Genomic DNA, 24,136 nt, shown 5'->3' on the forward strand with positions numbered 1-24,136 from the left:
GGCTTGCGCGATCAGAACCCGGTGGACAGCACCCGGTCGAGCATGTCGGCGAAGTAGTCGGCCGAGGCATGCGAGACGCACAGAGGCGGCTTGATCTTCAGCACGTTCTGGTGATCGCCGGTCGGCTGCATGACGACGCCGAGCTCGAGGAGGCGGTCGCAGATCGCCGCGGTCTCCTCGGTCGCGGGCTCGAGCGTCGCGCGGTCGCGCACGAATTCGAGGCCCAGGTACAGCCCCGACCCGTGCACGGTGCCGACGAGCGGATGCCGCTCCCCCAGCGCCTCGAGACGGGCCTTCAGGTGTCCGCCGACGACACGGGCGTTCTCCTGCAGCCCCTCGTCCTCGATGATGTCGAGGATCGTGCTGCCCACCACCGACGACAGCGGCGAACCGCCCGTCGACGAGAAGAAGTAGCCCTGCGTGCGGTAGCGGTCGGCGATCTCGCGGCGCGTGATGACGGCGCCGAGCGGGAACCCGCCGCCGATCGACTTCGCGACCGCGACGATGTCGGGCACCACGCCCTGCTGCCGGAAGCCCCAGAACCACGACCCGAGACGGCCGAACCCGACCTGCACCTCGTCGGCGATCGCGAGACCGCCGAGCTCGCGCACCGCGGCGTAGACCTCGCGGAGGTAGCCGTCGGGGAGCGCGACACCCCCGGCGTTGCCGTAGAAGGTCTCGCTGAGGAAGGCCGCGGGCGCGTGCCCTTCGGCGGCGAACGCGCGGATGCGTTCCACCGCCTCGGGCGCGTAGCGCGCGGCATCCGCCCCGCGGTGACGACCGCGGTAGGAGTTCGCGGCGTCGACCGTGTGCACCCAGTCGGGGCGGGTCTCCAGGGCGTTGGGGTTGTCGGCGATCGAGGTCGACACCGCGTCGCTGGCGTAGGTCCAGCCGTGGTACGCCTCGGCCATCGCGATGACGTCGCTGCGGCCGGTCGCGGCCATGCCGAGACGGATCGCGAGGTCCACCGCCTCCGAGCCGGAGTTGACGAAGAACACCGTGTCGAGTTCGTCGGGCAGGGTGGCGGCCAGCCGCTCGCCGTACTCGGTGATCGCGGCGTAGTGGAAACGCGAGTTGGTGTTGAGCAGGCGCGTCTGACGCGAGACGGCGGCGTGGATCCGCGGGTGCGCGTGGCCGACCGAGGCGACGTTGTTCACCATGTCGAGGTAGACGCGTCCGTCGACGCCCACGAGGTACTCGCGCCACCCGCGCTCGATCTGCGGCGGCCGGGAGTAGTAGTGCTCCTGCACCTCGGCGACGACGGCCTCACGGCGTTCGAGCAGATCGTCCGGTTCGGCCGCGGGCGCGGCGACACCGAGCGCGGGGGTCGCATCGCCGATCACGGCACGCCAGCCGGGCAGGTCGCTCGGCCGCACGGCATCCGGGATCTCCGCCGGGTCGAGGGCGCTGAGCAGCACGCGCACACGTGTCCGGGCGGGCACCTCGACCGTGCCCGCACCGGAGCTCGGGATGCCGTCTCCCACGCGCACCGAGAGCGCGCCGTCGGGCAGTTCGAGGCTCGTCGGCGTCGCGAACCACACCGACGCGGCCGTCGGCACGGTCGCCGGCTCCTCGGGGGTGCGGGAGGGGGCGCCCAGGAGCGTCGGCACGAGGGCGGGGAGGACGACCGCGTCGGCACCGCCGTCGATCAGGCGCTGCGCCGCCCGCTCGAGGGCATCGGCGTCGAGCCACGCCCCTTCGTCCGACAGCGGCGACAGGGTCGTGGCATCCAGGACGACGGGACGGAGCGTCGCGGGGAGGATCGGCGCGCTCTCCCAGGCCGGGAGGTCGGAGGTCGGACGACCGAGGGCTCGGCGGATGCGGGCGGTCGCGACCTCGACCGGCACGGCGACGGCGCGGCGGAGGATCTCGAACTCGCGGTCGAGCGCGTTGGTGGCGTAATCGTTCGCATCGTCGAGCCGCACCTGCTGACGGCCGCTCAGCACGAGGACGACCCCGCGCAGCACGACGAGGGGCCACAGCGCCGTGATCTCGTCGTCGGACAGCGGGCGGCGACGATCGAACGCCGCGATCGCGGGCAGGGTCGAGGCGTAGGTCGCGCCGTCGTGGTGGAGCACCGACGACACGGTCACCGCGATCTCCCCCACGGACCACGATTCGATGACGTCGCCGAAGTCGATGACGGCGTCGGGGAGGGTCGCGACGCCGTGCGGGCGCAGGACGTTGTCGTCGGTCACGTCGAAGTGACCGAGTTGCCGCGGCAGGGCGTCGGCGACGGGGTGCAGCACGGCGAGGGCGGCGGCCGTGGCCGCGGCGCAGTACTCGCGCACCCCGGCATCCGGTTCGGTCGCGGAGATCTCGGCGATCACGCGCTCCGCGTGCTGCAGATCCCACTGCAGCACGCGACCGGACGCGGGGTGCGTCTCCCCCGCGAGCGCCACGCTGACCGCGGCCGAGAGTTCACCGAGGCGTTCGACCACGCGCGGCGACAGGTAGCCCGATCCCATCAGGGTCGAGCCCGGGACGAACGAGATCACCCGCGCATGCAGCCGACCCTGGCTCGTCTCCCACCAGCCGGTCATCGGACCGCGGGGGCCCTCGACGATCTCGGGGACACGCAACCCCGGCTCGGCCCGCGCGACGGCGGCGGCCGCGGCATCCTGCATGTCGATCTCGATCTCGCTGAACACGGGGTTGCTGATCTTCAGCACCCCCAGCGGTTCGCCGCCCCCGGCGGGACGGACGAGGAAGTTCTGGTCCTGCTGGCTGCCGAGGCTCTGGAGCTCCACGTCGAGCCCGTGCACGTCGCGGAGGAGCGCGACGGCCTCATCGGTGGAGAGGGTCGGCGTCGGCAGTTCGCCGGCCGTGAAGTAGTCGAACAGGGTGTCGGTCATGACGGGCTCCATGGGGCGCGGAACGGGATGGGGCGGCAGCGCCCCGGGTCTTCGGGTGACGAGAAAACACTAGGGCGGCGCGGCGCCCCGGGGAACGGGACGCCGCGCCGGACGGGTCAGGCCAGGACGCGCTCGGGAGCGGGGGCCTCGTCGTCGAACTCGACCTCGGGCGGGCGACGACGGAATCCGCGTGTGAGGATCGCGAGCCAGACGATGCCGACGCCGATCCACACCAGCCCGACCGTGAGCGCCAGCGGCGAGAGGCTGAACCACAGCCACGCGGTCAGGGCGAACCCGAGGGCGGGGAGCACGCCGTAGCGGAACACCGCCGCTCCCCCGTGCCGCTTCTCGTCGATGAGGAAGTGCTTGATCACCGACAGGTTCACCAGCGAGAAGGCGGCGAGCGCGCCGAAGCTGATGAGGGATGCCACGGTGTTCAGGTCGGCGAAGAGCGCGGCCAGCGACACGACGCCCACGAAGATCGCCGCACCGATGGGCGTCTGGTAGCGACGGCTCAGCCGCGCGAAGAACCGCGGCAGCACGCCGTCACGGCCCATCGCGAAGAGGATGCGGGAGACGCTGGCCTGCGAGGCGAGGGCCGCGGCGATGCACCCGGCGATGTAGGCCACGAGGAAGAAGACCTCGAGCCAGCGGCCCGCCGCCACCTCCATGATCTGGTTCGCGGCGGCATCCGGGTTGGTCAGGTCCGCCACGTTCGGGATGACGAGCGTCGAGACGTAGGCGATCACGGTGAAGATGAGTCCGCCGATGATCGTCGTGAGGATGATCGCGCGCGGGACGGTGCGCTGCGCGTCGCGGGCCTCTTCCGACAGGGTCGAGATCGCGTCGAAGCCGAGGAACGACAGCGCGAGCATCGCCGCGCCGGCCAGCAGGCCCGGGAAGGTCAGCCCGGCGTCATACAGCGGCTGCAGCAGCGACACCCCCGGGTTCTGGGCGACGTGGGCGATCGCGCACACCACGAACACGGCGGCGAACACCAGTTGCAGCCCGACCAGGACGAGGTTCGCGTTTCGCACGACCGTGATCCCGACGATGTTCAGTCCCGTGATGAGCAGCACGCCCGCGAGCGCGAACACCCAGGGCGGGATGCCGGGGAGCTGCGCGTTGAGGTAGATGCCCATGAGCACGTAGTTGATGAGCGGCAGCAGCAGGTAGTCGATCATCAACGACCACCCGGTGAGGAAGCCGACGTGGCCGCCGAACGCCCGACGTGCGTACGTGTAGGCGCTGCCGGCACGCGGGAACGCCTTCACGAGGGCGGCGTAGCTGAACGCGGTGAAGAGCATGGCCACGAGCGTCACGAGGTACGCCGTCGGCACGTGGCCGCCGGTGGTGACGGCGACGAGGCCGTAAGTGGTGAACACGGTGAGAGGCACCATGTACGCCAGGCCGAAGATGACGAGGGAGGGCACTCCCATGACTCGCCGCAGCGAGGTGTCGGTGGAGGACATCGGGTTCCTGTTCGGGTCAGAGAACGGCGGCCGCGGGGACGGCGAGGAAGGTGGGGATGCCACGGCGCCAGGTGCCGCGGACACGTGCATCGGCGATCCGGGACGCCGGGGTGCGGCGGATGTCCCGGTCGATCCAGACGAGGTCGGCGACCATTCCGGGTCGCAGGGTCCCCCGGTCGTCCTGGTCTCCGGCCTGGTGGGCGACGCCGAGGGTGGCGGCGTCGAGAGCCTCGTCGACGGTGAGGCGCTCGTCGGGCTGCCATCCACCGGCGGGGAGTCCGTCGGTGTCCTGGCGGGTGACGGCGGTGCGGATGCCGGCGAGCACCTCGGGCGAGGTGACCGGCCAGTCGCTGCCGAAGCTGAGGCGGGCACCGGCCTTCTGGGCCGAGTGCATGCGGTACTGCCGTTCGCGCCCGGGTCCCAGGCGCGGAAGAGTGAGGTCGGTCATCACCGCGTCGGGCATGGCCCACTGCGGCTGGAAGCAGAAGGTCACGTCGAGGTCGGCCAGGCGATCGAGGTCGACGGGGTCGATGACCTGGGCATGCGCGATCGTGAGCCGGCGCCCCCCGCGGAGGCTCTCGCGGATCCGTTCCGCGGCGTCGATCGCGGCACGGACCGCGGCGTCGCCGATCGCGTGCAGGTGCACGTCGAACCCGGCCGCGTCGCACGCGACGACCGCGTCGGCCAACTGATCGGGCCGCCAGTTGGGGAGTCCCCGGGTCTGGGCGTCGTGGTAGCACTCGAGCAGGTGCGCCGTATGGTTCTCGAGGATGCCGTCGACGAAGAACTTCACCGTACGGCAGGTCAGTCCCGGTTCGTCCCGCACGGCTCGGGCGGTGCGGCGGAGGTGCTCCAACTGCCCGGGCCACCGCTGCGGGTCGGCGCGGAGCGCGAGGTCGACGTCGACGGCCAGTCGGCCGGCGCGCGCCGCCGCCATCCAGGAGGGGACGTCGTGCTCCTCCGCCCACGCCTCCTGCGCCCAGACGATGCCGTGGGTCGCGAGCTGCTGCGTAGCCCACGCCAGCGCGTCGACATCCGCGGCCAGGCCCGGCCGAGGGGCGCGATCGAGCACGAGATCGATCGCGGGCCGCTCGACGAGGGTGCCGCGCGGGGATCCGTCGGCCCTTCGCAGGATGCGCCCGAGCGCGGGGTCGGGGGTGTCGGCATCCACCCCCGCGGCCTCGAGGGCCGCCGTGTTGACCCAGGCCGTGTGGTAGTCCCACGCGTGGAGCACGACCGGGCGGTCGGGAACGGCCGCATCGAGCCACCGTGCGTCGAACACGCCGCCGTCGACGAGAGTGGCGTCGTAACTGCCGCCCACCAGCCACGGCTCGTCGGACTCGGCGGCCCACGCGCGCACCCGCTCCACGATCTCGTCGACCGAGCTCGCATCGCGCAGGACCGGGCCGCGGCGCTCGCGCCCCGCCAGGAGCGGATGCGCGTGACCGTCGCGGAAGGCGGGGAGCAGCAGCCCGCCCTCGAGGTCGACGGTCTCGGCGTCCGCGGGCACGGGATGATCGGGGTCCGCGATCACCCCGTCGACGACGACCAGTCGGTCGGCGTCGGGGCCGACGCCGTCGACCCGGATCGCGCCACCGTGGAATACGACGACCGCCATGGAAACCTCCTCGAGACCACGCCCGAATGAAACATACAGCGTAGGTTTTACGAACGCTACGGTTTCTTTCCCGCGGCCGTCGCCCGTTTCGCCGACTCTTCACCGCACCGATACACCGTCGAAACACGAGCGATCGCGTAGCGTTGTCGAACCCCGACCGAAAGGCTCCGTCGTGCCCCGGCCGTCGCATCCGAAGCTCTCCCGCGAAGCGATCGCGCGCGCAGCCCTCGCCCTCGTCGACCGCGACGGATCCGACGGGGCGAGCATCCGCCGCGTCGCCGACCGATTGAACGTGCACCCGACGTCGCTGTACAACCACGTGCCGAACCTGGCCGCCCTCATCGAGGACGTGCGCGCCCTCGTCTCCGCGCGCATCGACTCGACCGCCCTGCGCGAGCAGGACTGGGAGGAGGGTCTGGCGCTCTGGGCGCGCTCGTACCGCGACGCCTTCCGCCGGCATCCGAAGACCATCCCGCTGCTGATGTCGCACCGGTCGTCCGCGCCGCTGCTGATGTCGCAATACGAGGACTTCGCGTGCGCCGCCGAGCGGGTCGGCTGGACGAGCGACGACATCCTGCCGCTCCTGACGGCGTTCGAGTCGTTCATCCTCGGCAGTGTGCTCGACATGTCCGGGCCGAGCGTCATGTTCGACCCCACCGGCCAGGAGGCGACCGTCCCGCGTTTCGCCGCCGCCTACGCGGCGCTCGAGAATCACGACCCCGTCGACCCGGTGGCCACTCGCGCTTTCGAACTGGGCCTCAGCCTGCTCATCGCCGGAGCGCGCCCACGGCGCTGAGGCTCACATGCGGGCGTAGCGCGAACGGGCGAAGCAGAACAGGCCGTAGACCACGAGTCCCGCGCCCACGAGCCAGAGCACGATCTGGCCGAACGGGAGGCCCGCGAGCGTGCGGAGAGCTCCATCGAGTCCCGTCGCGGCGTTCGGGTCGTGGGTGAGCGCCGCGACCACGAACAGGATGCCGGCCACCCCCACCGCGATGCCCTTCGCGATGTATCCCCCCGTGCCGAACGCCCGGATGCCACGGCCCGCGGCGCCGCTCGGGACCGAGATGCTCTTCAGGAACGCGCGGGTGATGCCGCGGACGACGAACGCCACTCCCACCGCCGCGACGGCCACGCCGATGAGGACGAGGAGGAAGACGCCACCGGGCGACGCGAGCAGGGTGGCGCTGAAGTTCTTCGTCTGCTCCGAGGACTGCGATCGTCCCCCCGTCGCCGCTGTGAATGCGGTGCCCGCGATCGCCGCGTAGGCCACCGCGGTACCGACGTACTTCGCCCGATAGCCCCACCGCTTCTTGGCATCCGGGTTCCGCTCGACGACGGCCTCGCTGATCTGCCAGATCGCCAGCGCCGCGAGACCGACGACGATGACCCACAGCAGGAGCAGTCCGGCGGGAGCGGCGGCGACCTGGGCGAGCGCTCCCGACTGGTCGGCGCTGTCACCCGCGCCGCCGGTGGCGATCGTGATCGCGATGACGCCGATGAGGAGATGGAGCACCCCGAGCACGACGTACCCGACACGGGCGGCGACACGGAAGGCGGTCGAGTCTTGTGCTTTGTCTGCGGCGGCGCTGGCGGAGGTCATCCGTGCACCGTAGCGCTCACGGCGCCGGGACGGCAGCCCGTTGCGCTCGTCGCTCTCGTCCTGTTTCGACGGCCGCCCACACGAGTGTCGCCACCGCGATCCCCTCGAGCAGGCCCGCCGTGACGTCCGACAACCAGTGGGCGTGCAGGTACGTCCGGCTCCACATCATCAGCACGACCCAGATCGCACCGGCCGCCCACACCCATCGCCGTCGCAGGATGAGACCGAGGGTCACGACGATGGTGGTGGCCACCGCCGTGTGGCCCGACGGGAACGACGTCGCGACCGTCTCCGCCAGGGAGTCGGTGGGGCGCGCGCGGGCGATCACCGCGGCCATCGGTGCGCCGATCGCGACGACCAGGGCGATGGCTCCGCCGACGTTGAGCGCATCCCACGGTCGTCGGAGCACGAGGAACACCACCGTGGTCGCGACCCCGATCAGGATCATGCCGATCGTGCCGCCGACGATCGCCGGCACCCACGCGACGAGGACACCGACGGGTGAGGCGATGGCCGACATCAGGTCATCCCACGCCGCATCGACCGGCAGCGGCGCCGAGTTCGCCAGGGCGACGAAGAGTCGCAGTGCGACGAACAGCACCGTGGCGACGACACCGACGATCAGCGCACGCGCACGGCGCGCATCGGGGGCGGCCGGCGAGATCGGGTCGGCGTCGGCCGAGGGGTGGTCGGCAGTGGCATCCATCCCGCGATCTTCGCAAGAGCGGCCGGGACGGAGCGAGAGCTTGCGCGAGAGCGACGAGGCGGTCGTTCACCACCGATCCGGTGAAGAACACCCCGATCCACCCGATGATCGGCGCGAAGAGCGGGAAGAGCGGGCCCACATCGCGTCGTTCATCGCGGCCCGGTTCCGTAGGCCAGCGTCACGGTCCAGGAGTCGCGCGAGAGGTCTGCCAATGAGTAATGGACAGAGCGGTCCGGCACCCATCCGCGCGAGAGATCCTCATCGAGGCGGACGCGCTCGGGCTGTACCCGGGATCCGCGTCCGTCGGCATGGCGGACGGCGGTGACGCGGGTCCAGTGGGCGAGCAGCTGCGCCGCATCGGCATCCGGGAAGAGGTGCGAGTGCCGGCGCATCTCGTCGAGTTCCGCCGGCGTCGGATGCGCGGCGCGCACGTCGACGCCGAGGGGGATGACGATGTCGGCGACCGCGACGACGGTCGCCGGGCCCCGACTGCACGTGTGGATGGACAGGGGCACCTCTTCGCCCCGCACCGTCGCGAGCAGGCGGGGGTGGTAGCCGAACTGCGCGGGAGCCTCGCGGATGACCCTGACCTGTCGAGGCTCGGCGTCGAGGAGGGCGGCGATGACGCGGCCCGCGAGAAGACGTTTGCGCTCGTGGTGGTCGAGTCGGTCGCTGACGCCGAGAAAGGCGGCGACTCCCGCCGGTGCTGACAGAGCTTCTGAGTCCACGAGCTGCCCTTCTCTCGGCACGGCGCACAGGCCGCGACACCGGCTCCACGCTAGCGAGAATCGGGACATTTCTGATTGACTCCCCGCGGAGTCGACCGACAACGGCCGGGCCGGAAGCGGCACGTCTCAGAACGGTGCAGGTCCGGGGTCATGATCGCCGGGCCGGGACGGTGGTGACGGCGTGGGGGCGGGTTCGCCGGGCAGGAATCTCACTGCGGGTGCGTAGGGCTGTGGTTCGTCGGTGTAGACGCGTCCGGTGGGGGAGGTCCATTCGAGCACCCCGCCCGGAACCTGTCTCACCTTCCAGCGGGTGAACTGCTTCTGGGTGTGGTGTCTCTGGCAGAGGTGGGCGAGGTTGGTGACGTTGGTGGGGCCGCCGAGGGCGTGGTCGTGGGTGTGGTCGACCTCGCAGCGGACGGCCGGAGCGACGCAGCCGGGCCACCGGCAGTGGCGGTCGCGGGCGCGCAGGTGGCGGTCGATCGCGGCGGTGCGGTGGTAGGTATCCGTGTGCAGCACCGCGCCGGTGACGGGGTGGGTGATGACGCGGTCCCACGGGAGCGGGGTGGCTTCGGCGAGGTTGCGGGCTGTGTCGGCGTCGATGGGGCCGTGGCCGACGAGGGCGGCGGGATCGGAGTTCTCGTCGCCGGGGCGGAGCATCGTCAGCGCGGGGACGACGACCTGCACGCGCGCGCGGATCGCACCGAGTGTGCCGGGGCCGTCGTCGCCGCGGGTGGGGTCGGCATCCGGCGCGGCGGTCAGGAGGAGGTCGGCGAGGATGTCGGCGCGGACCTGGTCGGCCGTGCGCGAGTCTGGGGTTTGCGTGTCGGGTGCGGTTTCCTCCCGGTCATCTCCCGGCGCCTCCCGGCGCGCGTCGATGATCGCCGCGCTCTGCTGCACGAGCCGGTCGTAGATCCCCACCGCCAGCACCGTCGGCAGTGTCGCGATCAGGTCGGACATCCCGTCGACCCCGGGAACGACGCGGACGCACCGGGTCTCCCGGCCGCGTCGGTGGCGTTCGGTGAGGGTGGTGGGCTGCAGGGATTCGGCCAGCGCGGCGAGGCGCGTCTTCAACCGCCCGGGACTCAGCCCGTCGGCGGTGGCGACGGCGAGGACATCGAACTCCGCCCGACGATCCTGCGGCAGCGGGGCCCCGGCATCCACGATCACCCGCACGTGCGCGCGCGTGAGCGCCCCTGCTTCCCACGCGTCGAGGGTCACGGGGAAATCGTCGGTGAGGGTCATCGCCTGACCGATCTGCCCCTGCACGGCGCGATCGGACACGCACTCGGCGGCCGCGATCTCGGATGCGACCTCCCGCAGCGCCAGCTCCGCCGCCCGCAGCCCCGCGGTCGCGTCGAGGGCGAGGTGCCCCGCCCGGGCCAGCGCCCGCACCCGCCGGGCCTCGGCGGAGGCGACCTCGGCATCCACTCCACGCACCTCCGCCAGCACCGCCGACAGGGCGGCAGCCCCGTCATCGGCCGGTGCGAGAGGTGGTTCCAAGGTCATGTATGCATGCTAGCGAGGGGGTCCGACATCAGAGCGGCCCCGAGGCGCCACATGGGGACGGACCCTGCCCCGGGAGCACTGGGGAGGAGGGGTCGAGCCCGTCACCGGCCGCGACGACCGGCCGCCGACCTGGGCTTTCGTCGACGGAACCCGGCGAGGGTGAATTCTCCGCGTCGCGCGGCAGCGCTCGATGGAGTTCTCCGACCGGCCCCTGGGAGGGGCGACTCGTCACCCCGGGCGGAACGCCCCGACGCGCCGGCGTGGACTCAGACGGTCCGGGCCACGGTCAACTCGAGAGCGGACAGGTACATCTCCAGCTGCATGGCGAACACCTCGCGGTAGTTCATCATCGCCAGATCCGCCTTGGCGGCCTCGGCGTGCGGATACTGCGACGGGTCGGTCGGCGCGTAGACCTGGATCCAGCCGTCCGCGACTTCCCGGCTGCCGGCGCTGATCAGCCGTGCGCCGTAGGCCGACGCCGCCCCGAGGACGGTCTGCGCGTACACCTGGTACTGCACGACGGCCGCGCGCCCGCGGAGTCCGGCACGGTCCATCGCGCGGAGGATCCATTCCACCGCACGCAGTTCGTTGATGCTGTTGGCGACCGTGAGCAGGGTGAGCGCCGCCGCGGCCGGGTGCGCTTCCGCGGTGCGCCACGCACGCCAGGCCAGGTCGGTGAGATCGGCGCGCCAGTCATCGGTGGGCTCGTAGCCCGCGAGCGAGATGCCGTCGAGGTGATCGGCGAGCGCGGCGAGCAGCTCGTCACGACTGGTGAAGTGCCGGTACACCGCGGTCGGCGACGACTTCAGTTCGGCGCCGAGCCGCGAGAAGGTGAGGGCGGACTCGCCCTCGCCGTCCATGAGCCGCAGAGCGGCGTCGACGATCTCGGCGCGGGTGATGGAACCCCGCTTGCGCCGGGTTCGGATCTCCTCGGTCATGACGACCCCCCGATCTGACATCCGGTGTGCGCGCCCCGCGGACCGGTTGCCCGGCGTGGCGAGGAGCCCAGGCTATCCGGTCGACGGCGGCCACGAGAGCCGAGCGGGCGCGACGTGGCACCCCCGAAACGGGACGCACTCATGGCATCCGCCCTTCGCCGGAGCTCATCCGCGCTCCTCGTTGATGGAGTTCGCGCCGTCGACCACGAGCAGCTGGCCCGTCATGTAGGACGCTGCGGGCGACGCCAGGAAGGCGATGACCGCGGCCACCTCGTGCGGCGTCCCCGGGCGGCCCACGGGCGTCGCGCGGCCCATCGCCCGCTCGTGGTCGCTCGACGACGATGTGGCGATCCACCCCGGCGCGACGGCGTTGACGGTGATGCCGGCCGCCGCCACATCGACGGCTGCGGCGCGCGTGAGACCGAGCATCCCGGCTTTCGCCGCGTGGTAGGCGACGTCACCCGCGTACGCCATGACGGGGCCGGAGAGGGAGGCCACATTCACCACCCGTCCGTAGCCGACCTCACGCATCCCCGGGAGGACGGCCCGCGTCATGCGGAGCGCGGTGGTGAGGTTCCGGTCGATCGAGGAGGCCCACTGATCCATCGAGATCTCGTCGATGGATGCCGGCTCGTCCGGGTTCGACGTCGAGGTCATTCCGGCGTTGTTCACGAGCACGGTCGGCACGCCGAAGGCGTCGAGCGCCGCGGCGACGACGGCATCCACTCCCTCCGCCCGAGTGAGGTCGGCGGCGACCCCGTGGGCGTCCACCCCCTCGGCGCGCAGTTCCGCGACGCGCTCGTGGATGCGGTCGGTGGTCGAGGCGACGACCACGCGCATCCCGGCCCGGCCGAGGAGCAGGGCGGAGGCCAGGCCGATCCCCTCGGCGCTGCCTGCTCCGGTGACGATGGCGATGTCGTCGGTGCGCTCGGTCATGCTGCGGTCTCCTTCTCGGTCGTTCTCATCCTGCCCGGCCCCGAGCCCGGTCCTTCCCGGGAAATTTCGATCAGCGACGACGGATGTTACGAGTTAGTGAATGCTGTTGACTACAACATCCACTATGGGGATACTCGGGGCAACGCGCAACGAGGCGCGGCACATCCGTCATGGAGGAACTGATGAATCCCGCTCCATCGCTCCGCCCCTGCTTCACCATCACCGCCCGGGTCGATCCCGGGATCCCCGTCGAACGACGAGGTGACGACGTCCTCGAGTTCATCCCGATCACCGGCGGACCCGTGTCCGGCGACATCGAGGGCGAGATCATCCCCGGCGGCGGCGACTGGTGCCTCGTGCGCGCAGACGGAAGCTACGACGTCGAGGCGCGCTACCTCATCCGCACCGCGGACGGCGACGTCATCGACGTCGTCAACGTCGGCGTCGTCCGCCCGCCCGAGGGCGACCGCGCGGAGTACTTCCTCACCACCCCGCGCTTCCGCACGGTCGCGCCCGCGCTGCAGTGGCTGACGCGATCGATGTTCGTCGGCCGCGCCCACGCCCACGCCGACAGCACCGCCATCGACGTCTACGAGGTCCTCGACTGACACCCGCACCCCACCCACCCGAGAGGCACAGCATGAGAAAGAGACACGGCGTCATCGCCGCATCCCTCGCCCTGACCGTCGCGATCGCGACGGCCGGGTGCACGACCACGTCGTCCACGGCGTCGTCGTCCACCGACACGATCCGCACCACCATCGACATCCCGGCGACGTTCGACCCCACCTTGGCCACCTCGCTCCCCGACTTCCTGCTGGCGCGGACCGCGTACGACACGCTCGTCCGACGCGACGCCGGCGGACTGGTCGCGGGCCTCGCCACCGCGTGGACATCGACCCCCACGCAGGCGAGCTTCACCCTTCGCCCGGATGCCACCTGCTCCGACGGCACCAAGATCACCGCCACCGTGGTGAAGAACTCGCTCGACTACTTCGCCCGCCCCGGCAGCGGGTCGACCCAGGTCGTCTACACGTTCGGCCCCGGCAACACCCCCACCATCACCGCCGACGACGCCGCCGGCACCGTGACGATCGACATCGCCCACCCGTGGCCGTACATGGTGGATGCCATGTCGGTGGCCAGCAGCGGCATCATCTGCCCCGCCGGTCTCGCCGACCCGGCGGCCCTCGCCGCCGGCACCGCCAAGGGCAGCGAGTCCGGGCCGTACGTGCTGAAGTCCGCCGAGCCCGGGGTGAAGTACGACTTCACCCTGCGCGACGACTACGCGGCGTGGCCGTCCTGGAAGACGGAGGTCGCCGGCGCCCCCGCGAAGAACCTCGAGTACACGGTGTCGCCGGACTCGACCGCCACGGCGAACCTCATCCTCGGCGGACAGCTCGACATCGGCAAGATCCAGGCCACGACGCGCGACCGCTTCCAGGGCCAGTCGGGCTACACCGTCAGCGTGAATCACTTCTCGGACAGCTACCTCCTCTTCAACGAGCGCGAAGGCAGCCCCTTCACCGACCAGGCGACGCGCAAGGGCGTCGTCCAGGCCATCGACCGCGCGATGTTCGGCAATGTGACCTCGCAGGACACCGGCGACGTGCTCACGAGTCTCGGCGCCCCCGACGTCGGCTGCGTCGCCGACTCGGAGATCGACATCCCGTCGCAGGACGTCGCCGCCGCGACGTCGGCGCTGTCCGGAAAGACGATCCGGCTGGTCGCGCCGACCATCGTCGGGCCCGCGGGAGCCGGCAACGAGTACATCGCCGAAGCACTGCGCGCCGCCGGGGCGACGGTCGACCTGACGAACACCGACGTCGGCAGCTGGATCACGACCGTCGTGGCCAAGCCCGGCGACTGGGACGTGACCGTGTTCGCCGACCTGAACTTCCTCGGCTCGCTGGCCAGCCCGCTGCTGAACTTCACGGGCCCGACGATCGACGAGGGCGGCACCAACTACGGCGCCGTCGCCAACGACGCCGCCGCCGCGGCCCTCGCCGCGGCCAACGCCGAGCCCGACGAGAAAGCGCGGTGCGGCCGGCTCGACGCCGCCGTGCAGGCGCTGGTCGATCGCTCCGACACCCTGCCGCTGCTCAACGACGCGTTCATCTACGCCTCCCGCCCCGGCTTCACCGTGCAGATGCTCGGCGGAGCCCTCGACGACCCCATCTTCCGTATCGCCCAGTGACCACCGGAGGCGCCGGGCCCCGTGCCCGGCGCCTCGAAGGGAACCCTCATGATCTCCTCCTCCATCTCCGCCACCGAGCTCGCGCAGAAGCTGCGCACGGGCGAGGTCTCCGCCGTCGAGACCGCCCAGCACTACCTCGACCGCCTCGACGAGGTGAACCCCGCGGTCAACGCGATCGTCTGGATCGACCGGGACGACGTCCTGCGCCGCGCGCGCGAGTCCGACGAGCGCATCCGCCGTGGTGAGGCGCGCGCCTTCGAGGGCGTGCCGATGCCGATCAAAGACCTCGTCGGCGTGCGCGATCAACCACTCACCTACTCGTCCATGTCGGTGGAGGAACGTCCCGCCGAGGCCAACGAGATCACCGTCGACCTCATCGAGGACGCGGGATTCGTCCTGTTCGGGCGCTCCAACAGCCCGGAGTTCGGCGCCCTGACCGCAACCGAGAACGCCCGGCACGGCAAGACGCGCAACCCCTGGAACCTCGACTACACCTCCGGCGGCTCGTCGGGCGGGGCGTCCGCCGCGGTGGCGGCCGACATCTCCCCCATCGCCAACGCCTCCGACGGCGGCGGCTCGATCCGCGTGCCCTCCGCGGCGACGGGTCTCGTCGGCCTGAAGCCCAGTCGCGGACGCATCCCGAACGACATCCGCGCGTGGGAGCACTCCACGACGGAGGGCGCGATCACCCGCACGATCGAAGATGCGGCGGGAGTCCTCGACACCCTCGCCCGGCTCGATCCGCTCGGCTGGTACTCCGCCCCCGCTCCCGCCCGCCCCTATCTCGAGGAGATCCGTATCGCCGGCCCACGGCTGCGCGTCGGCCTGCTCCTGGAGGCGCCGACCGGCGTCGCCGTGCACCCGGAGAACCGCGAAGCGGCTCTGGTGGCGGCGCGGGCGCTCGAGGCGCTCGGCCACCACGTGACGCCGGTGTCGCCGTTCCTGTTCAGCGAGCGCGCCACCCGCGGCTTCGCCGATCTCATCATCAGCGCGTCGACGTGGGCCTCCCCCATCGAGGATGCCGACAAGCTCGAGCCCTACATCCGCTACCGGTACGACCGCGCGGCGTCGTTCCACGCGGGCGAGTACGCCGAGATCGCCGCGCTCCTCCAGTGGGAGACGCGTCAGGTCAACGCGCAGTGGGGACGCGACTTCGACGTGCTGCTGACTCCCACCACCGCCGTCCCCACGCCCCGGGTCGGCTCGGTCTACGACGAGGCGAACAATGACCCCGCCGGTGAGCGTCTGACGGAGTTCTCGACGATCTCGTTCACCGCCTTCTGCAACATCGCCGGGCTCCCCGCGATCTCGCTGCCCGTCCACACCGGCGCGAACGGGATGCCGCTGGGTGCGCAGTTGGTCGGCGCACCGTACGACGAGGCGACGCTCCTGCGCGTGGGGGCCGAGCTGGAGCCCGTGTTCGACTGGCAGCACCGTCAGGCCCCGCTCGCTCTCGGCGCCGCGCTCACGGGGAACACGGGGGACTGATGTCCGGTGTCGACCTCGCGGTCATCGCGGAGGCCCCCGCCCCGCCGGTCCGCCGGCGGGGCGGGGGCACCGGCTGGGGAGCTTTCGCCCTCCGCCGCCTGGGCGGGCTCGTGCTCTCGCTCGGGCTCCTCGTCCTGCTGACCTTCCTCATCGTGCCCCTCATCCCCGGCGATCCCGCCGTGGCGATCCTCGGGCCGAACGCGTCGGCCGATGCGGTCGCGGCCCTGCGCGAGCGCCTCCACCTCAACGATCCGCTGCCGGTGCAGTTCCTCGACTACCTGCGCGGGCTGTTCACGTTCGACCTGGGGGAGAGCTTCCGCTACAACACCCCCGTCACCGACACGATCGCCACGAAGCTCCCGTACACCGCGACGACGGCGTTCGGCGCGATCGTCGTGGTGATCCTCGTCGCCATCCCGATCGGGATGACCGTGGGTGTGCTCACCCGCAGCGGTCGACGCCCCTGGCTGGCCGTGGGCTTCGGCGCCGTCGCGGGGTTCTTCGCCTCGGTCCCGGCGTACGTGGCGGGCACGCTCCTCGTCGTCGTCTTCGCGATCTGGTTGAAGGTGCTCCCCGCCGGCGGAGCGTCGACGCAGTCCGCCTACGTGCTGCCGATCCTCGCCCTGGCCGTCGGTCCGACGTTCGCGGTCGCCCGCGTCGTCGTGCAGGAGACGTACGCGGTTCTGCATCAGGACTACATGCGCACCGCGCGCGGGCGGCGCCTCTCCGCTGCGCGCCTGTACATCCGGCACGCGCTGCCGAACCTCATGGCCAGCACGCTGACGCTGACGGGCCTGATCCTGGCCAGCCTGCTCGGCGGCGCGATCGTCATCGAGACCGTGTTCAGTCTCCCGGGTCTGGGACTCGAGGTCGTGCAGGCGATCATCTTCCGCGATTTCCCGGTGATCCAGGGCATCGTCCTCACCGTGGGCGCGCTCGCGATCCTCATCAACCTGCTCATCGACGTCGTGCTGGGGTTCATCGACCCCCGCACCCTCGGAGGTCCGACGCATGTCTGAACGCCGCTCCCGTCACCTCCCGGCATCCCTCGTCGCCGGCGTGGTCATGCTCGGCATCCTCGTGGTCATCGCCGTGGTCGCCCCGCTGGTGTGGGGCTCCGCCGCCACCACCGTCACCCCGGACACCCGGATGGCACCCTCCCCCGCGCACTGGCTCGGCACCGACGATCTGGGCAGGGACGTGCTTGCGCGCACCCTCGTCGCCACCCGTCTCACGCTCCTCATGGCCGCCGCGGCGACCGCCGGCTCGGTGGTGCTCGGCGTACTCATCGGCGGGTTGGTCTGGGTCGGGCCGCGCGTGCTCCGCGAGGCCGTCCTGCGCATCATCGATTCCACCGTCGCCTTCCCCTCGCTGATCCTCGCGCTGGTGATCGCGGCCATCCTCGGCGCAGGCACGCTGCCCGCGATCGTCGCGATCGCGATCGCCGGCGTGCCGAGCTTCGCCCGGATCACCTCGAACATGACCGGCGCCGTGGCCACCCGCGACTACGTCGGGACGGCCCGGCTGCTCGGGGTCCCGCGCTTCCGCCTGTTCTCACGGCACCTGCTGCCCAACATCTCGGGGCCCCTGCTGGTGCTGATCGCGTCGAGCTTCGCCCTGACGCTGCTGGACATCTCGAGCCTGTCGTTCGTGGGTCTGGGCGTGCAGAGCCCCGAGTTCGACTGGGGGCGCCTGCTGAACGAGGGGCTGCCCGCGGTGTACTCCCAGCCGCTGCAGGTCGTGGGTCCGTCCGTGATGCTCGTCTTCGCCGGCGTCGCCGCGATGCTCACGGGTGACGGCCTGGCCGTGTGGCTCGATCCGCGCAGCGCGCGCGGCGTCCGCGCCCTCGTCGCCCGCCGCCGCACGGCCGGTGCGAGCGCGCATCCCGACGCGCTCGTGGAGGTGCGGGGACTCACGGTCCGCGCCCCGAGCGGGAAGACGCTCGTCGACGGAATCTCGTTCGAGATCGCCCCGGGCGAGATCCTCGGGCTGGTCGGCGAGTCCGGCTCGGGCAAGTCCATGACGGCGATGTCGCTCGCCCGGCTCCAGGCGGACGGGGTCTCGATGGATGCCGAGGTGCTCCGCCTCGACGATCTCGACCTGCTCGCGCCGGGGCACCGTTCGCGCCTCGCGCGCGAGATCGGGCTGGTCTACCAGGACCCCGGTTCCACGTTCAATCCCGCGCTGCGGATGGGCGCGCAGCTCACCGAGGTGGCGCGCGTCCACCTCGGTCTCTCGCGGCGCGCCGCCCGGGAGCGCCTCGGCGAGGGCCTCGGGGAGATGCGCATCCGCGAGCCGGAGCGGGTGATGGGGCAGCACCCGTTCCAGCTGTCCGGTGGCATGCTGCAGCGCGCCGGGATCGCCAGCTCGCTCGTGACCGACCCGCGTCTGCTCATCGCCGATGAGCCGACCACGGCCTTGGACGTCACCGTCCAGGCCGATGTGCTGCGGCAGCTGAAGCGTCTGAACCGCGACCACGGCACCGCGGTGCTGTTCATCTCGCACGACATCGGCGTGGTCGAGGCGCTGTGCGACCGGGTCATGGTGATGCGCACCGGGGAGATCGTCGAGCGTCTCACCGCCGACCAACTCCGTCGTCGCGACGTGCAGCACCCGTACACGCGGGCTCTGCTGGCGGCGACCCCGACCCTGACCACCGTCCCCCGTCCCGTCGAGGAGCACGACCGTGTCTGACACCCCTCTCCTGCGCATCAGCGATCTGTCGGTCGATCTGGGACACGGCATCCTGAGCACCCGCGTCCTGAACGACGTGAGTCTGGGGGTCGACCGCGGACGAACGGTGGGGATCGTCGGGGAGTCCGGGTCGGGCAAGTCGACGTTGGCCAAGACGATCGTGGGGCTGCACCGCATCGCCGCGGGGTCGATCCTGTTCGACGGAACCGAGCTCGCCTCGGCGCCGCGGGCGACGATCGCCGCGGTGCGGCGGCGCGTGCAGTACATCCCGCAGGATCCGTTCTCGTCCCTCGACCCGCGCCGCACGATCGGACAGACCCTCGCCGAGGCGATCGATCCCGTGGGCGCGCGCCTCCGCCGACACCGGTCGCGGATCGTCGAGGCCCTGGCGTCCGTCGCCCTCGGAGAGGATGCCGTGGACCGCTACCCTCACGAGTTCTCCGGTGGACAGCGTCAACGCATCGCGATCGCCCGGGCCCTCGTGGTCGATCCCGACGTGATCGTGGCCGACGAGATCACCTCGGCGCTGGACGTCTCCACGCAGGCGGAGATCCTGCGCCTCCTCGATCGCCTGCAGCGCGAGCGCGACCTCACCATGCTGTTCATCTCGCACAACCTCGCGGTCGTCGAACACCTCTGCGACGACGTGGTGGTGCTGCTGCACGGCCGCATCGTGGAACAGGGGGCGATCGCCGACGTCTTCGCCGACCCGCGCGAGCCCTACACGCGGCGGCTGCTGGAGTCGGTTCCCGGGGGCGCGGCATTCGACGTCTCGGCGCCCGTCACGACGGCCGCGGTGCGCACGGTGACGACACCGGTGCGGAGACGCTGGTTCGCGACGGGCGGGTGAACGACCGGACGCCGGTCCGCCGCGCACCGCGGTCGGGCCGGCGTCCGACGGCACCGCTCTACGAGACGGTCTCCACCGCCTCGGTCACGGGCACCAGGTCGGCCGTGTGGTACGCGAAGACCAGCCGCGCCGGAACCGCACCCGCGAGCACCTCCGCGACCGAGCGGTTCACGTCCGCCAGGTCGCGGGTCTCGGTGATGACCCGCGTGCGACCGAGGGCGTGGAGCGCGAACACCTCGACGAGGTCCTGGCGCGTGCCCACGATCGAGCCGATGACGCTGATGCCCTTGAGCACCGTGTCGAACACGGGGATCGTCAGCTCGCCGTCCGCGGGCAGCGACACCAGCACGAGCCGGCCGCCGCGGTTCAGCGAGTCGAACGCCTGACGGAACACCGTGGGCGCGACCGCCAGGACGATCGCGGCGTCGGCCCCGCCGTGCTGCCGGATCGCCTCGACCGGGTCGGTCTCGCGGGCATTGACGACGAGATCGGCGCCGAGCTCGGTCGCCAGTCGCAGCTTCTCGTCCGTCACGTCGACCGCGATGACCTTCGCGCCCACGAGGCGGGCGTACTGCACGGCGAGGTGACCGAGGCCGCCGACGCCGAAGATCGCGACGGTCTCCCCCGGCGTGACGCGGGCGTTCTTCACCGCCGCGTAGGTGGTGACCCCGGCGCAGGTGAGCGGTGCGGCATCGAGCGGAGTGACCCCGTCGGGCACCGGCACGGCGAACCGGGCATCGGCGAGCATGTACTCGGCGTACGCGCCGTCGACGCCGTAGCCGTTGTTGTACTGCTGCTCGCAGAGGTTCTCCCGCCCATCGACGCAGTAGCGGCACTCGCCGCAGGCGTGGCCGAGCCACGGCATCGCGACGCGCTGGCCGACCGTGCGCGTGGTCACGCCCTCGCCCAGTTCCTCGATGATGCCGACGCCCTCGTGCCCGGGCACGAGCGGCAGGGGCGGCTTCACCGGCCAGTCGCCGTTCATCGCGTGGATGTCGGTGTGGCACAGCCCGCACGTCTCGAGACGGACGAGCACCTGCCCGGGTCCGGGGTGGGGGATGGCCCGCTCCTCGACCTCCGCGAGCGAACCGAACCGGTCGACGACTGCTGCACGCATGATCTCTCCTTGGATTCTGTGTCTGACTCGAGTCTTCGCCGAAGGGCCCTGGGGCGGCGGGTCGAAGGTCCCGCGAAGTTCGCCCGGCCGGAGGGACGATCGAAACGAGCCGATCCACGGCGCGAACGGAGGAGCGATCATGAACGGGATCATCGCGGTCGGAGTCACGGATGCCGCGGGGGCGCGGAGCGCCCTCGAATGGGCGATCGACCGCGCTGGCGCGCGGCGGGAACGATTGCTGCTGGTGTCCGTCGTGGGCTCGGCGTGGGGCGTCGGGGGCGAGGAGACACTCGTCGAACGGGCGGTCGTCCGGGCCACCGCCCTGCTCGAGAGCAGCGCCGACCGGGCCCGAGAGGCCGGAGTGGATGCGCAGACCCTGATCGAGCGCGGAGACCCGGTGGCGCGGCTGATCGACGTGTCGGAGCGCGCCGACCTCCTGGTGCTGGGCAGCGACTTCGCGCGGGACGGCTCGCGCCTACGCGGAGTTCGCGGGGTGCGGATCGCCGCGGGGGCCCACTGCCCCGTCGTCGTGGTCCCCGAGACCGTCGACGGCGGTGGCGCCGGCGTCGTGGTGGGGGTCGACGGTTCGGATGCCTCGGAGAAGGCCGTCGCCTTCGCCGCGGCTGAGGCGGACCGCACGGGCGAACATCTCACCGCCGTCATGACGTGGTCGCCGGTGCCCGTGCCCTTCGAGCTGGACGAGTACCCGCAGGACTATCTCGATCGGATGCAGTCCCTCACGGCGGAGGAGCTGGCGATCTCGCTCGCCGGGCTCCGGCAGGACTACCCCGACCTCGCCGTCTCCACCGTCATCGAATCCGGATACCCCACGGGCGTGCTGTTGCGCACGGCGCGATCGGCTCGGCTCCTCGTCGTGGGCAGCCACGGACGCGGGCCGGTGGCCCGGTTCCTCGTCGGCTCGACCAGCCAGGCGGTGCTGTCGCATCTGCCCACGGTCACCGCCGTCGTCCGGTAGGAAAAAACTGGTCGGATTGTCGATCCGGCGGCAGGCTGTTCGTCGTCAGGATGACGGAGCCGGACTGGCCGGCCCGCGGCCCAATGCAGGAGGCATCCCATGGCCAAATACGCGATCCTCATCTACGAAGACCCGAACTTCTACGCGACGATGTCGCCCGAGGCGTGGAGCGCGGTCATCGACGCGCACGACGCATTCACGAAGCGGGTCTTCGAGCTCGGCGCGTCCATCGAGGGCGGCGCGGCACTCGCGTCCATCACGACGGCCACCACGATCAAGAACGGCGGCACGGTGACCGACGGTCCCTTCGTCGAGACCAAAGAGGCCTTCGGCGGCTTCTACGTCGTCGAGGCGCGCGACCTCGACCACGCCGTCGAGATCGGAAAGCTCTGCCCCGCCCCCGGTGGCGGCGTCGAGGTGCGGCCCGTCGTCGACCCCACGACGAACCCGTTCTGATCGCTCCTCGCGACGAGTCGACCGCGTCCGCCGGGCAGGCGGACGCGGTCGTTGCCGCGCTGGCGGAGGCCCACCGCTCCGAGTGGGCCTTCGTGCTGTCCGCCACGGTGCGCGTGACCGGCGACCTGGATCTCGCGGAGGAGTGCGCGCAGGAGGCCTACGTCAGCGCACTGCAGGCCTGGACTCGAAACGGCATCCCGAAACGGCCGGGCGCCTGGCTGACGACGGCCGCGCGGAATCAGGCGCTCGACCGTCTGCGCCGGGAAGTCACCCTCCGACGCAAACTCCCGCTTCTCGTGGAGCCCGCGGGCGTTGACCCGCACGATCCCGTCGGCGGGGAGGGGGGTGACGCCGTGCCGGATGACCGACTCCGGCTGGTGTTCACGTGTTGCCACCCCGCCCTCGCACCCGAGGCGCGAGTCGCCCTCACGCTCCGCCTGGTCTGCGGTGTTCCCACTCCCGATGTCGCACGCGCCTTCCTCGTGTCCGAGTCGACGATGGCCGCGCGGATCACCCGTGCCAAGAAGAAGATCTCCGAAGCACGCATCCCCTACCGGGTGCCGGACCGGGCCGAGCTGCCCGAGCGACTGGACAGCGTTCTCACCGCCGTCCATCTGCTCTTCAGCACAGGCCACACCGCCGGCGAGGGGGACGCGCTCGTCCGGGAGGACTTGTGCGACCGGGCGCTTCACCTCGCCCGCACATTGGCCGCGCTGCTGCCCGAGCAGGCCGAGACCCGCGGTCTCCTCGGCCTGCTGCTTCTCACGGACGCCCGCCGAGCCACCCGCACCGACGAGCAGGGTCGGCTCCTGCTACTCGCAGATCAGGACCGGACACGGTGGAACCAGCGCGCCATCCTCGAGGGGCTCACGGCGACGGCCGGGGCACTGGCGTCCGGCCCGCCGGGGCGCTTCACCCTTCAGGCGGCGATCGCCGGCGTCCACGCGGTCGCCCCGTCCGAGGAGCAGACCGACTGGCCGCGCATCGTGCACCTGTACGACCTTCTGCTGACGATGTGGAACACCCCCGTGGTCGCGCTCAATCGGGCCGCGGCCGTGGCGTTCGCCGACGGACCGGCCGCTGCCCTGACTCTCGTCGACGCGCTGGCGACCGATCCCCGGCTCAGCGACTACCCCTATCTCCACGCCACCCACGCCCACCTGCTGCAGCGTCTGGGCGACGCCGCCGGGGCAGCCCGGTCCTACCGGCGCGCGCGGGAGCTGACAGCCAATGCCGCGGAGCGCGCCTTCCTGGAGCATCGACTGTCCGAGGTCGAGAGCGCCGATCCGCCGGGCGTCTAGGGCACCGTTCACGCCGGGTCGCGGTCCCCGGGCCGTCGTCCGGTGAGGGTCACGGCGACGAGGCGTCCCGAAGCCCCGCCTCGTCGCCGGACGGTACCGGCGAACCTCACGCGTCCCCTCGCGGTCTGATGCCCGCGATCGGGTGCGGCGGTCGCGCCGCCGCGGGGAGGGTGTCCTCGGGCGGCCGGAAGATCCGCGGCCGCACCGGGTCGTCCTCCTCGTCTCGCGGACGCTCGGCGAATCGACGTCCCGTGACGCTGCGCGGCAGGATGCGGACGACGTACGGTTTGGGCTCCGGGCTCATCGACCGCAGCCCGGTCGCACGGGCGCGGCGGATCTCGGCATCCCTGTCCACCCGGAACGCGTGTCCGAGGACGACGACGCTCCATCGATCGCCGGCCTCCTCTCCGTCGATCTCGAATGCGACGGCCGGCCGGGAACGCAGGGAACGCAGTTTGGCGTCGTCGGCGCTCCGGAGGTGAATCACCCCGTCGCTGGCGGAGAAGTTCACGGGATAGATCCTCGGCTCGCCGGAGGCGTCGACGAGCGCCAGCCGACCGAGGCGTTCGGACTCGAGCAACCGCCAACACTCCGCGGTGCCGAGGTCGACGACGGGCGCGGCGGGGTTCTGATCATGGGTCATGGTGGACCTCCCTCTCACAGTCCAGCGCGCGCCGGTCCGTGTGCGCGGGTCG

21 protein-coding genes are annotated in these 24,136 nt (G+C 71.5%); 10 read left to right on the forward strand and 11 right to left on the reverse strand.

Going from position 1 to position 24,136, the window contains the following annotated elements:
• Positions 1 to 11 precede the first annotated feature (11 nt).
• The 3 genes from BW982_RS07835 to BW982_RS07845 all read right to left on the reverse strand — a co-directional run bounded on the left by BW982_RS07835 (position 12) and on the right by BW982_RS07845 (position 5,945).
• Positions 12 to 2,855 carry an aminotransferase gene (locus BW982_RS07835; RefSeq protein WP_139327353.1) on the reverse strand — a complete coding sequence of 948 codons (2,844 nt, stop codon included), beginning with the start codon at positions 2,853 to 2,855 and terminating at the stop codon, positions 12 to 14.
• Between the two features lie 116 nt (positions 2,856 to 2,971).
• On the reverse strand, positions 2,972 to 4,327 hold the full coding sequence (locus BW982_RS07840) for an APC family permease (RefSeq protein ID WP_076491615.1): 1,356 nt from the start codon (positions 4,325 to 4,327) through the stop codon (positions 2,972 to 2,974).
• Between the two features lie 16 nt (positions 4,328 to 4,343).
• Positions 4,344 to 5,945 carry an amidohydrolase gene (locus BW982_RS07845; protein WP_076491617.1) on the reverse strand — a complete coding sequence of 534 codons (1,602 nt, stop codon included), beginning with the start codon at positions 5,943 to 5,945 and terminating at the stop codon, positions 4,344 to 4,346.
• A gap of 172 nt (positions 5,946 to 6,117) precedes the next feature.
• On the opposite strand from BW982_RS07845, the gene BW982_RS07850 reads away from it, so the two are divergent.
• Positions 6,118 to 6,741, forward strand: coding sequence for a TetR/AcrR family transcriptional regulator (locus tag BW982_RS07850; RefSeq protein WP_076491619.1), 624 nt, complete (start codon positions 6,118 to 6,120; stop codon positions 6,739 to 6,741).
• Between the two features lie 3 nt (positions 6,742 to 6,744).
• Here the strand turns inward: BW982_RS07850 and BW982_RS07855 are convergent, their stop codons facing one another.
• From BW982_RS07855 to BW982_RS07880, 6 genes are all read right to left on the reverse strand, one after another.
• Positions 6,745 to 7,548, reverse strand: coding sequence for a DUF1206 domain-containing protein (locus tag BW982_RS07855; RefSeq protein WP_076491622.1), 804 nt, complete (start codon positions 7,546 to 7,548; stop codon positions 6,745 to 6,747).
• A 16-nt stretch (positions 7,549 to 7,564) separates the two neighbouring features.
• Entirely contained in the window at positions 7,565 to 8,254 is a 690-nt protein-coding gene (locus BW982_RS07860; protein WP_076491624.1) for a phosphatase PAP2 family protein, read from the reverse strand.
• A 149-nt stretch (positions 8,255 to 8,403) separates the two neighbouring features.
• The gene (locus BW982_RS07865; RefSeq protein ID WP_139327354.1) at positions 8,404 to 8,982 is read right to left on the reverse strand and encodes a hypothetical protein; all 579 of its coding nucleotides are present in this window, start codon (positions 8,980 to 8,982) and stop codon (positions 8,404 to 8,406) included.
• A gap of 126 nt (positions 8,983 to 9,108) precedes the next feature.
• Positions 9,109 to 10,488 (reverse strand): HNH endonuclease signature motif containing protein, encoded by a 1,380-nt coding sequence (locus BW982_RS07870; protein WP_076491628.1) that lies wholly within the window; start codon positions 10,486 to 10,488, stop codon positions 9,109 to 9,111.
• 266 nt (positions 10,489 to 10,754) lie between these two features.
• Positions 10,755 to 11,426: a TetR/AcrR family transcriptional regulator gene (locus BW982_RS07875; protein ID WP_175611056.1), complete on the reverse strand. Its 672-nt coding sequence runs from the start codon at positions 11,424 to 11,426 to the stop codon at positions 10,755 to 10,757.
• A 165-nt stretch (positions 11,427 to 11,591) separates the two neighbouring features.
• Positions 11,592 to 12,362: an SDR family NAD(P)-dependent oxidoreductase gene (locus BW982_RS07880; RefSeq protein WP_076491632.1), complete on the reverse strand. Its 771-nt coding sequence runs from the start codon at positions 12,360 to 12,362 to the stop codon at positions 11,592 to 11,594.
• Positions 12,363 to 12,544: 182 nt separating this feature from the next.
• On the opposite strand from BW982_RS07880, the gene BW982_RS07885 reads away from it, so the two are divergent.
• The 6 genes from BW982_RS07885 to BW982_RS07910 are packed head-to-tail and all read left to right on the forward strand — an operon-like array spanning position 12,545 to position 19,591.
• On the forward strand, positions 12,545 to 12,970 hold the full coding sequence (locus BW982_RS07885; RefSeq protein WP_175611057.1) for a DUF3237 family protein: 426 nt from the start codon (positions 12,545 to 12,547) through the stop codon (positions 12,968 to 12,970).
• A 32-nt stretch (positions 12,971 to 13,002) separates the two neighbouring features.
• The gene (locus tag BW982_RS07890; protein ID WP_076491636.1) at positions 13,003 to 14,559 is read left to right on the forward strand and encodes an ABC transporter substrate-binding protein; all 1,557 of its coding nucleotides are present in this window, start codon (positions 13,003 to 13,005) and stop codon (positions 14,557 to 14,559) included.
• Positions 14,560 to 14,607: 48 nt separating this feature from the next.
• Positions 14,608 to 16,047, forward strand: a complete 1,440-nt coding sequence (locus tag BW982_RS07895; protein WP_076491638.1) for an amidase — start codon at positions 14,608 to 14,610, stop codon at positions 16,045 to 16,047.
• A complete protein-coding gene (locus tag BW982_RS07900; protein ID WP_076491640.1) occupies positions 16,047 to 17,066 on the forward strand; it encodes an ABC transporter permease in 1,020 nt (339 codons plus the stop codon). Before BW982_RS07895 ends, BW982_RS07900 begins: the two co-directional genes overlap by 1 nt.
• On the forward strand, positions 17,059 to 18,741 hold the full coding sequence (locus tag BW982_RS07905) for a dipeptide/oligopeptide/nickel ABC transporter permease/ATP-binding protein (RefSeq protein ID WP_076491642.1): 1,683 nt from the start codon (positions 17,059 to 17,061) through the stop codon (positions 18,739 to 18,741). Before BW982_RS07900 ends, BW982_RS07905 begins: the two co-directional genes overlap by 8 nt.
• Complete coding sequence (locus BW982_RS07910) at positions 18,734 to 19,591, forward strand: ABC transporter ATP-binding protein (RefSeq protein WP_076491644.1); 858 nt, start codon at positions 18,734 to 18,736, stop codon at positions 19,589 to 19,591. The genes BW982_RS07905 and BW982_RS07910 overlap by 8 nt, the downstream gene beginning before the upstream one ends.
• 58 nt (positions 19,592 to 19,649) lie before the next feature.
• Here BW982_RS07910 and adhP read toward each other — a convergent pair whose 3' ends face one another.
• Entirely contained in the window at positions 19,650 to 20,708 is a 1,059-nt protein-coding gene (gene adhP, locus BW982_RS07915; protein WP_076491647.1) for an alcohol dehydrogenase AdhP, read from the reverse strand.
• A gap of 139 nt (positions 20,709 to 20,847) precedes the next feature.
• Here adhP and BW982_RS07920 point away from each other — a divergent pair, with 139 nt between their 5' ends.
• From BW982_RS07920 to BW982_RS07930, 3 genes are all read left to right on the forward strand, one after another.
• Positions 20,848 to 21,684, forward strand: a complete 837-nt coding sequence (locus BW982_RS07920) for a universal stress protein (RefSeq protein ID WP_076491649.1) — start codon at positions 20,848 to 20,850, stop codon at positions 21,682 to 21,684.
• Positions 21,685 to 21,783: 99 nt separating this feature from the next.
• A complete protein-coding gene (locus BW982_RS07925; protein ID WP_076491651.1) occupies positions 21,784 to 22,140 on the forward strand; it encodes a YciI family protein in 357 nt (118 codons plus the stop codon).
• Between the two features lie 92 nt (positions 22,141 to 22,232).
• A complete protein-coding gene (locus BW982_RS07930) occupies positions 22,233 to 23,441 on the forward strand; it encodes an RNA polymerase sigma factor (RefSeq protein ID WP_076491653.1) in 1,209 nt (402 codons plus the stop codon).
• A 106-nt stretch (positions 23,442 to 23,547) separates the two neighbouring features.
• On the opposite strand, the gene BW982_RS07935 is transcribed toward BW982_RS07930, so the two are convergent.
• Positions 23,548 to 24,084, reverse strand: a complete 537-nt coding sequence (locus BW982_RS07935; protein ID WP_076491655.1) for a pyridoxamine 5'-phosphate oxidase family protein — start codon at positions 24,082 to 24,084, stop codon at positions 23,548 to 23,550.
• Between the last annotated feature and the right edge of the window lie 52 nt (positions 24,085 to 24,136).

It is taken from the genome of Microbacterium sp. RURRCA19A (genome assembly GCF_900156455.1).
Lineage (GTDB): Bacteria > Actinomycetota > Actinomycetes > Actinomycetales > Microbacteriaceae > Microbacterium.

Bases quoted from the DNA above. Each gene is read 5' to 3' on its own strand.
- BW982_RS07845 (WP_076491617.1), bottom strand. From the start codon at position 5,945: ATGGCGGTCGTCGTATTCCACGGTGGCGCGATCCGGGTCGACGGCGTC.
- BW982_RS07885 (WP_175611057.1), top strand. From the start codon at position 12,545: ATGAATCCCGCTCCATCGCTCCGCCCCTGCTTCACCATCACCGCCCGG.
- BW982_RS07900 (WP_076491640.1), top strand. From the start codon at position 16,047: ATGTCCGGTGTCGACCTCGCGGTCATCGCGGAGGCCCCCGCCCCGCCG.
- BW982_RS07935 (WP_076491655.1), bottom strand. From the start codon at position 24,084: ATGACCCATGATCAGAACCCCGCCGCGCCCGTCGTCGACCTCGGCACC.
- BW982_RS07840 (WP_076491615.1), bottom strand. From the start codon at position 4,327: ATGTCCTCCACCGACACCTCGCTGCGGCGAGTCATGGGAGTGCCCTCC.
- BW982_RS07860 (WP_076491624.1), bottom strand. From the start codon at position 8,254: ATGGATGCCACTGCCGACCACCCCTCGGCCGACGCCGACCCGATCTCG.
- BW982_RS07895 (WP_076491638.1), top strand. From the start codon at position 14,608: ATGATCTCCTCCTCCATCTCCGCCACCGAGCTCGCGCAGAAGCTGCGC.
- adhP (WP_076491647.1), bottom strand. From the start codon at position 20,708: ATGCGTGCAGCAGTCGTCGACCGGTTCGGTTCGCTCGCGGAGGTCGAG.
- BW982_RS07905 (WP_076491642.1), top strand. From the start codon at position 17,059: ATGTCTGAACGCCGCTCCCGTCACCTCCCGGCATCCCTCGTCGCCGGC.
- BW982_RS07875 (WP_175611056.1), bottom strand. From the start codon at position 11,426: ATGACCGAGGAGATCCGAACCCGGCGCAAGCGGGGTTCCATCACCCGC.
- BW982_RS07890 (WP_076491636.1), top strand. From the start codon at position 13,003: ATGAGAAAGAGACACGGCGTCATCGCCGCATCCCTCGCCCTGACCGTC.
- BW982_RS07920 (WP_076491649.1), top strand. From the start codon at position 20,848: ATGAACGGGATCATCGCGGTCGGAGTCACGGATGCCGCGGGGGCGCGG.
- BW982_RS07925 (WP_076491651.1), top strand. From the start codon at position 21,784: ATGGCCAAATACGCGATCCTCATCTACGAAGACCCGAACTTCTACGCG.
- BW982_RS07835 (WP_139327353.1), bottom strand. From the start codon at position 2,855: ATGACCGACACCCTGTTCGACTACTTCACGGCCGGCGAACTGCCGACG.
- BW982_RS07870 (WP_076491628.1), bottom strand. From the start codon at position 10,488: ATGACCTTGGAACCACCTCTCGCACCGGCCGATGACGGGGCTGCCGCC.
- BW982_RS07855 (WP_076491622.1), bottom strand. From the start codon at position 7,548: ATGACCTCCGCCAGCGCCGCCGCAGACAAAGCACAAGACTCGACCGCC.
- BW982_RS07880 (WP_076491632.1), bottom strand. From the start codon at position 12,362: ATGACCGAGCGCACCGACGACATCGCCATCGTCACCGGAGCAGGCAGC.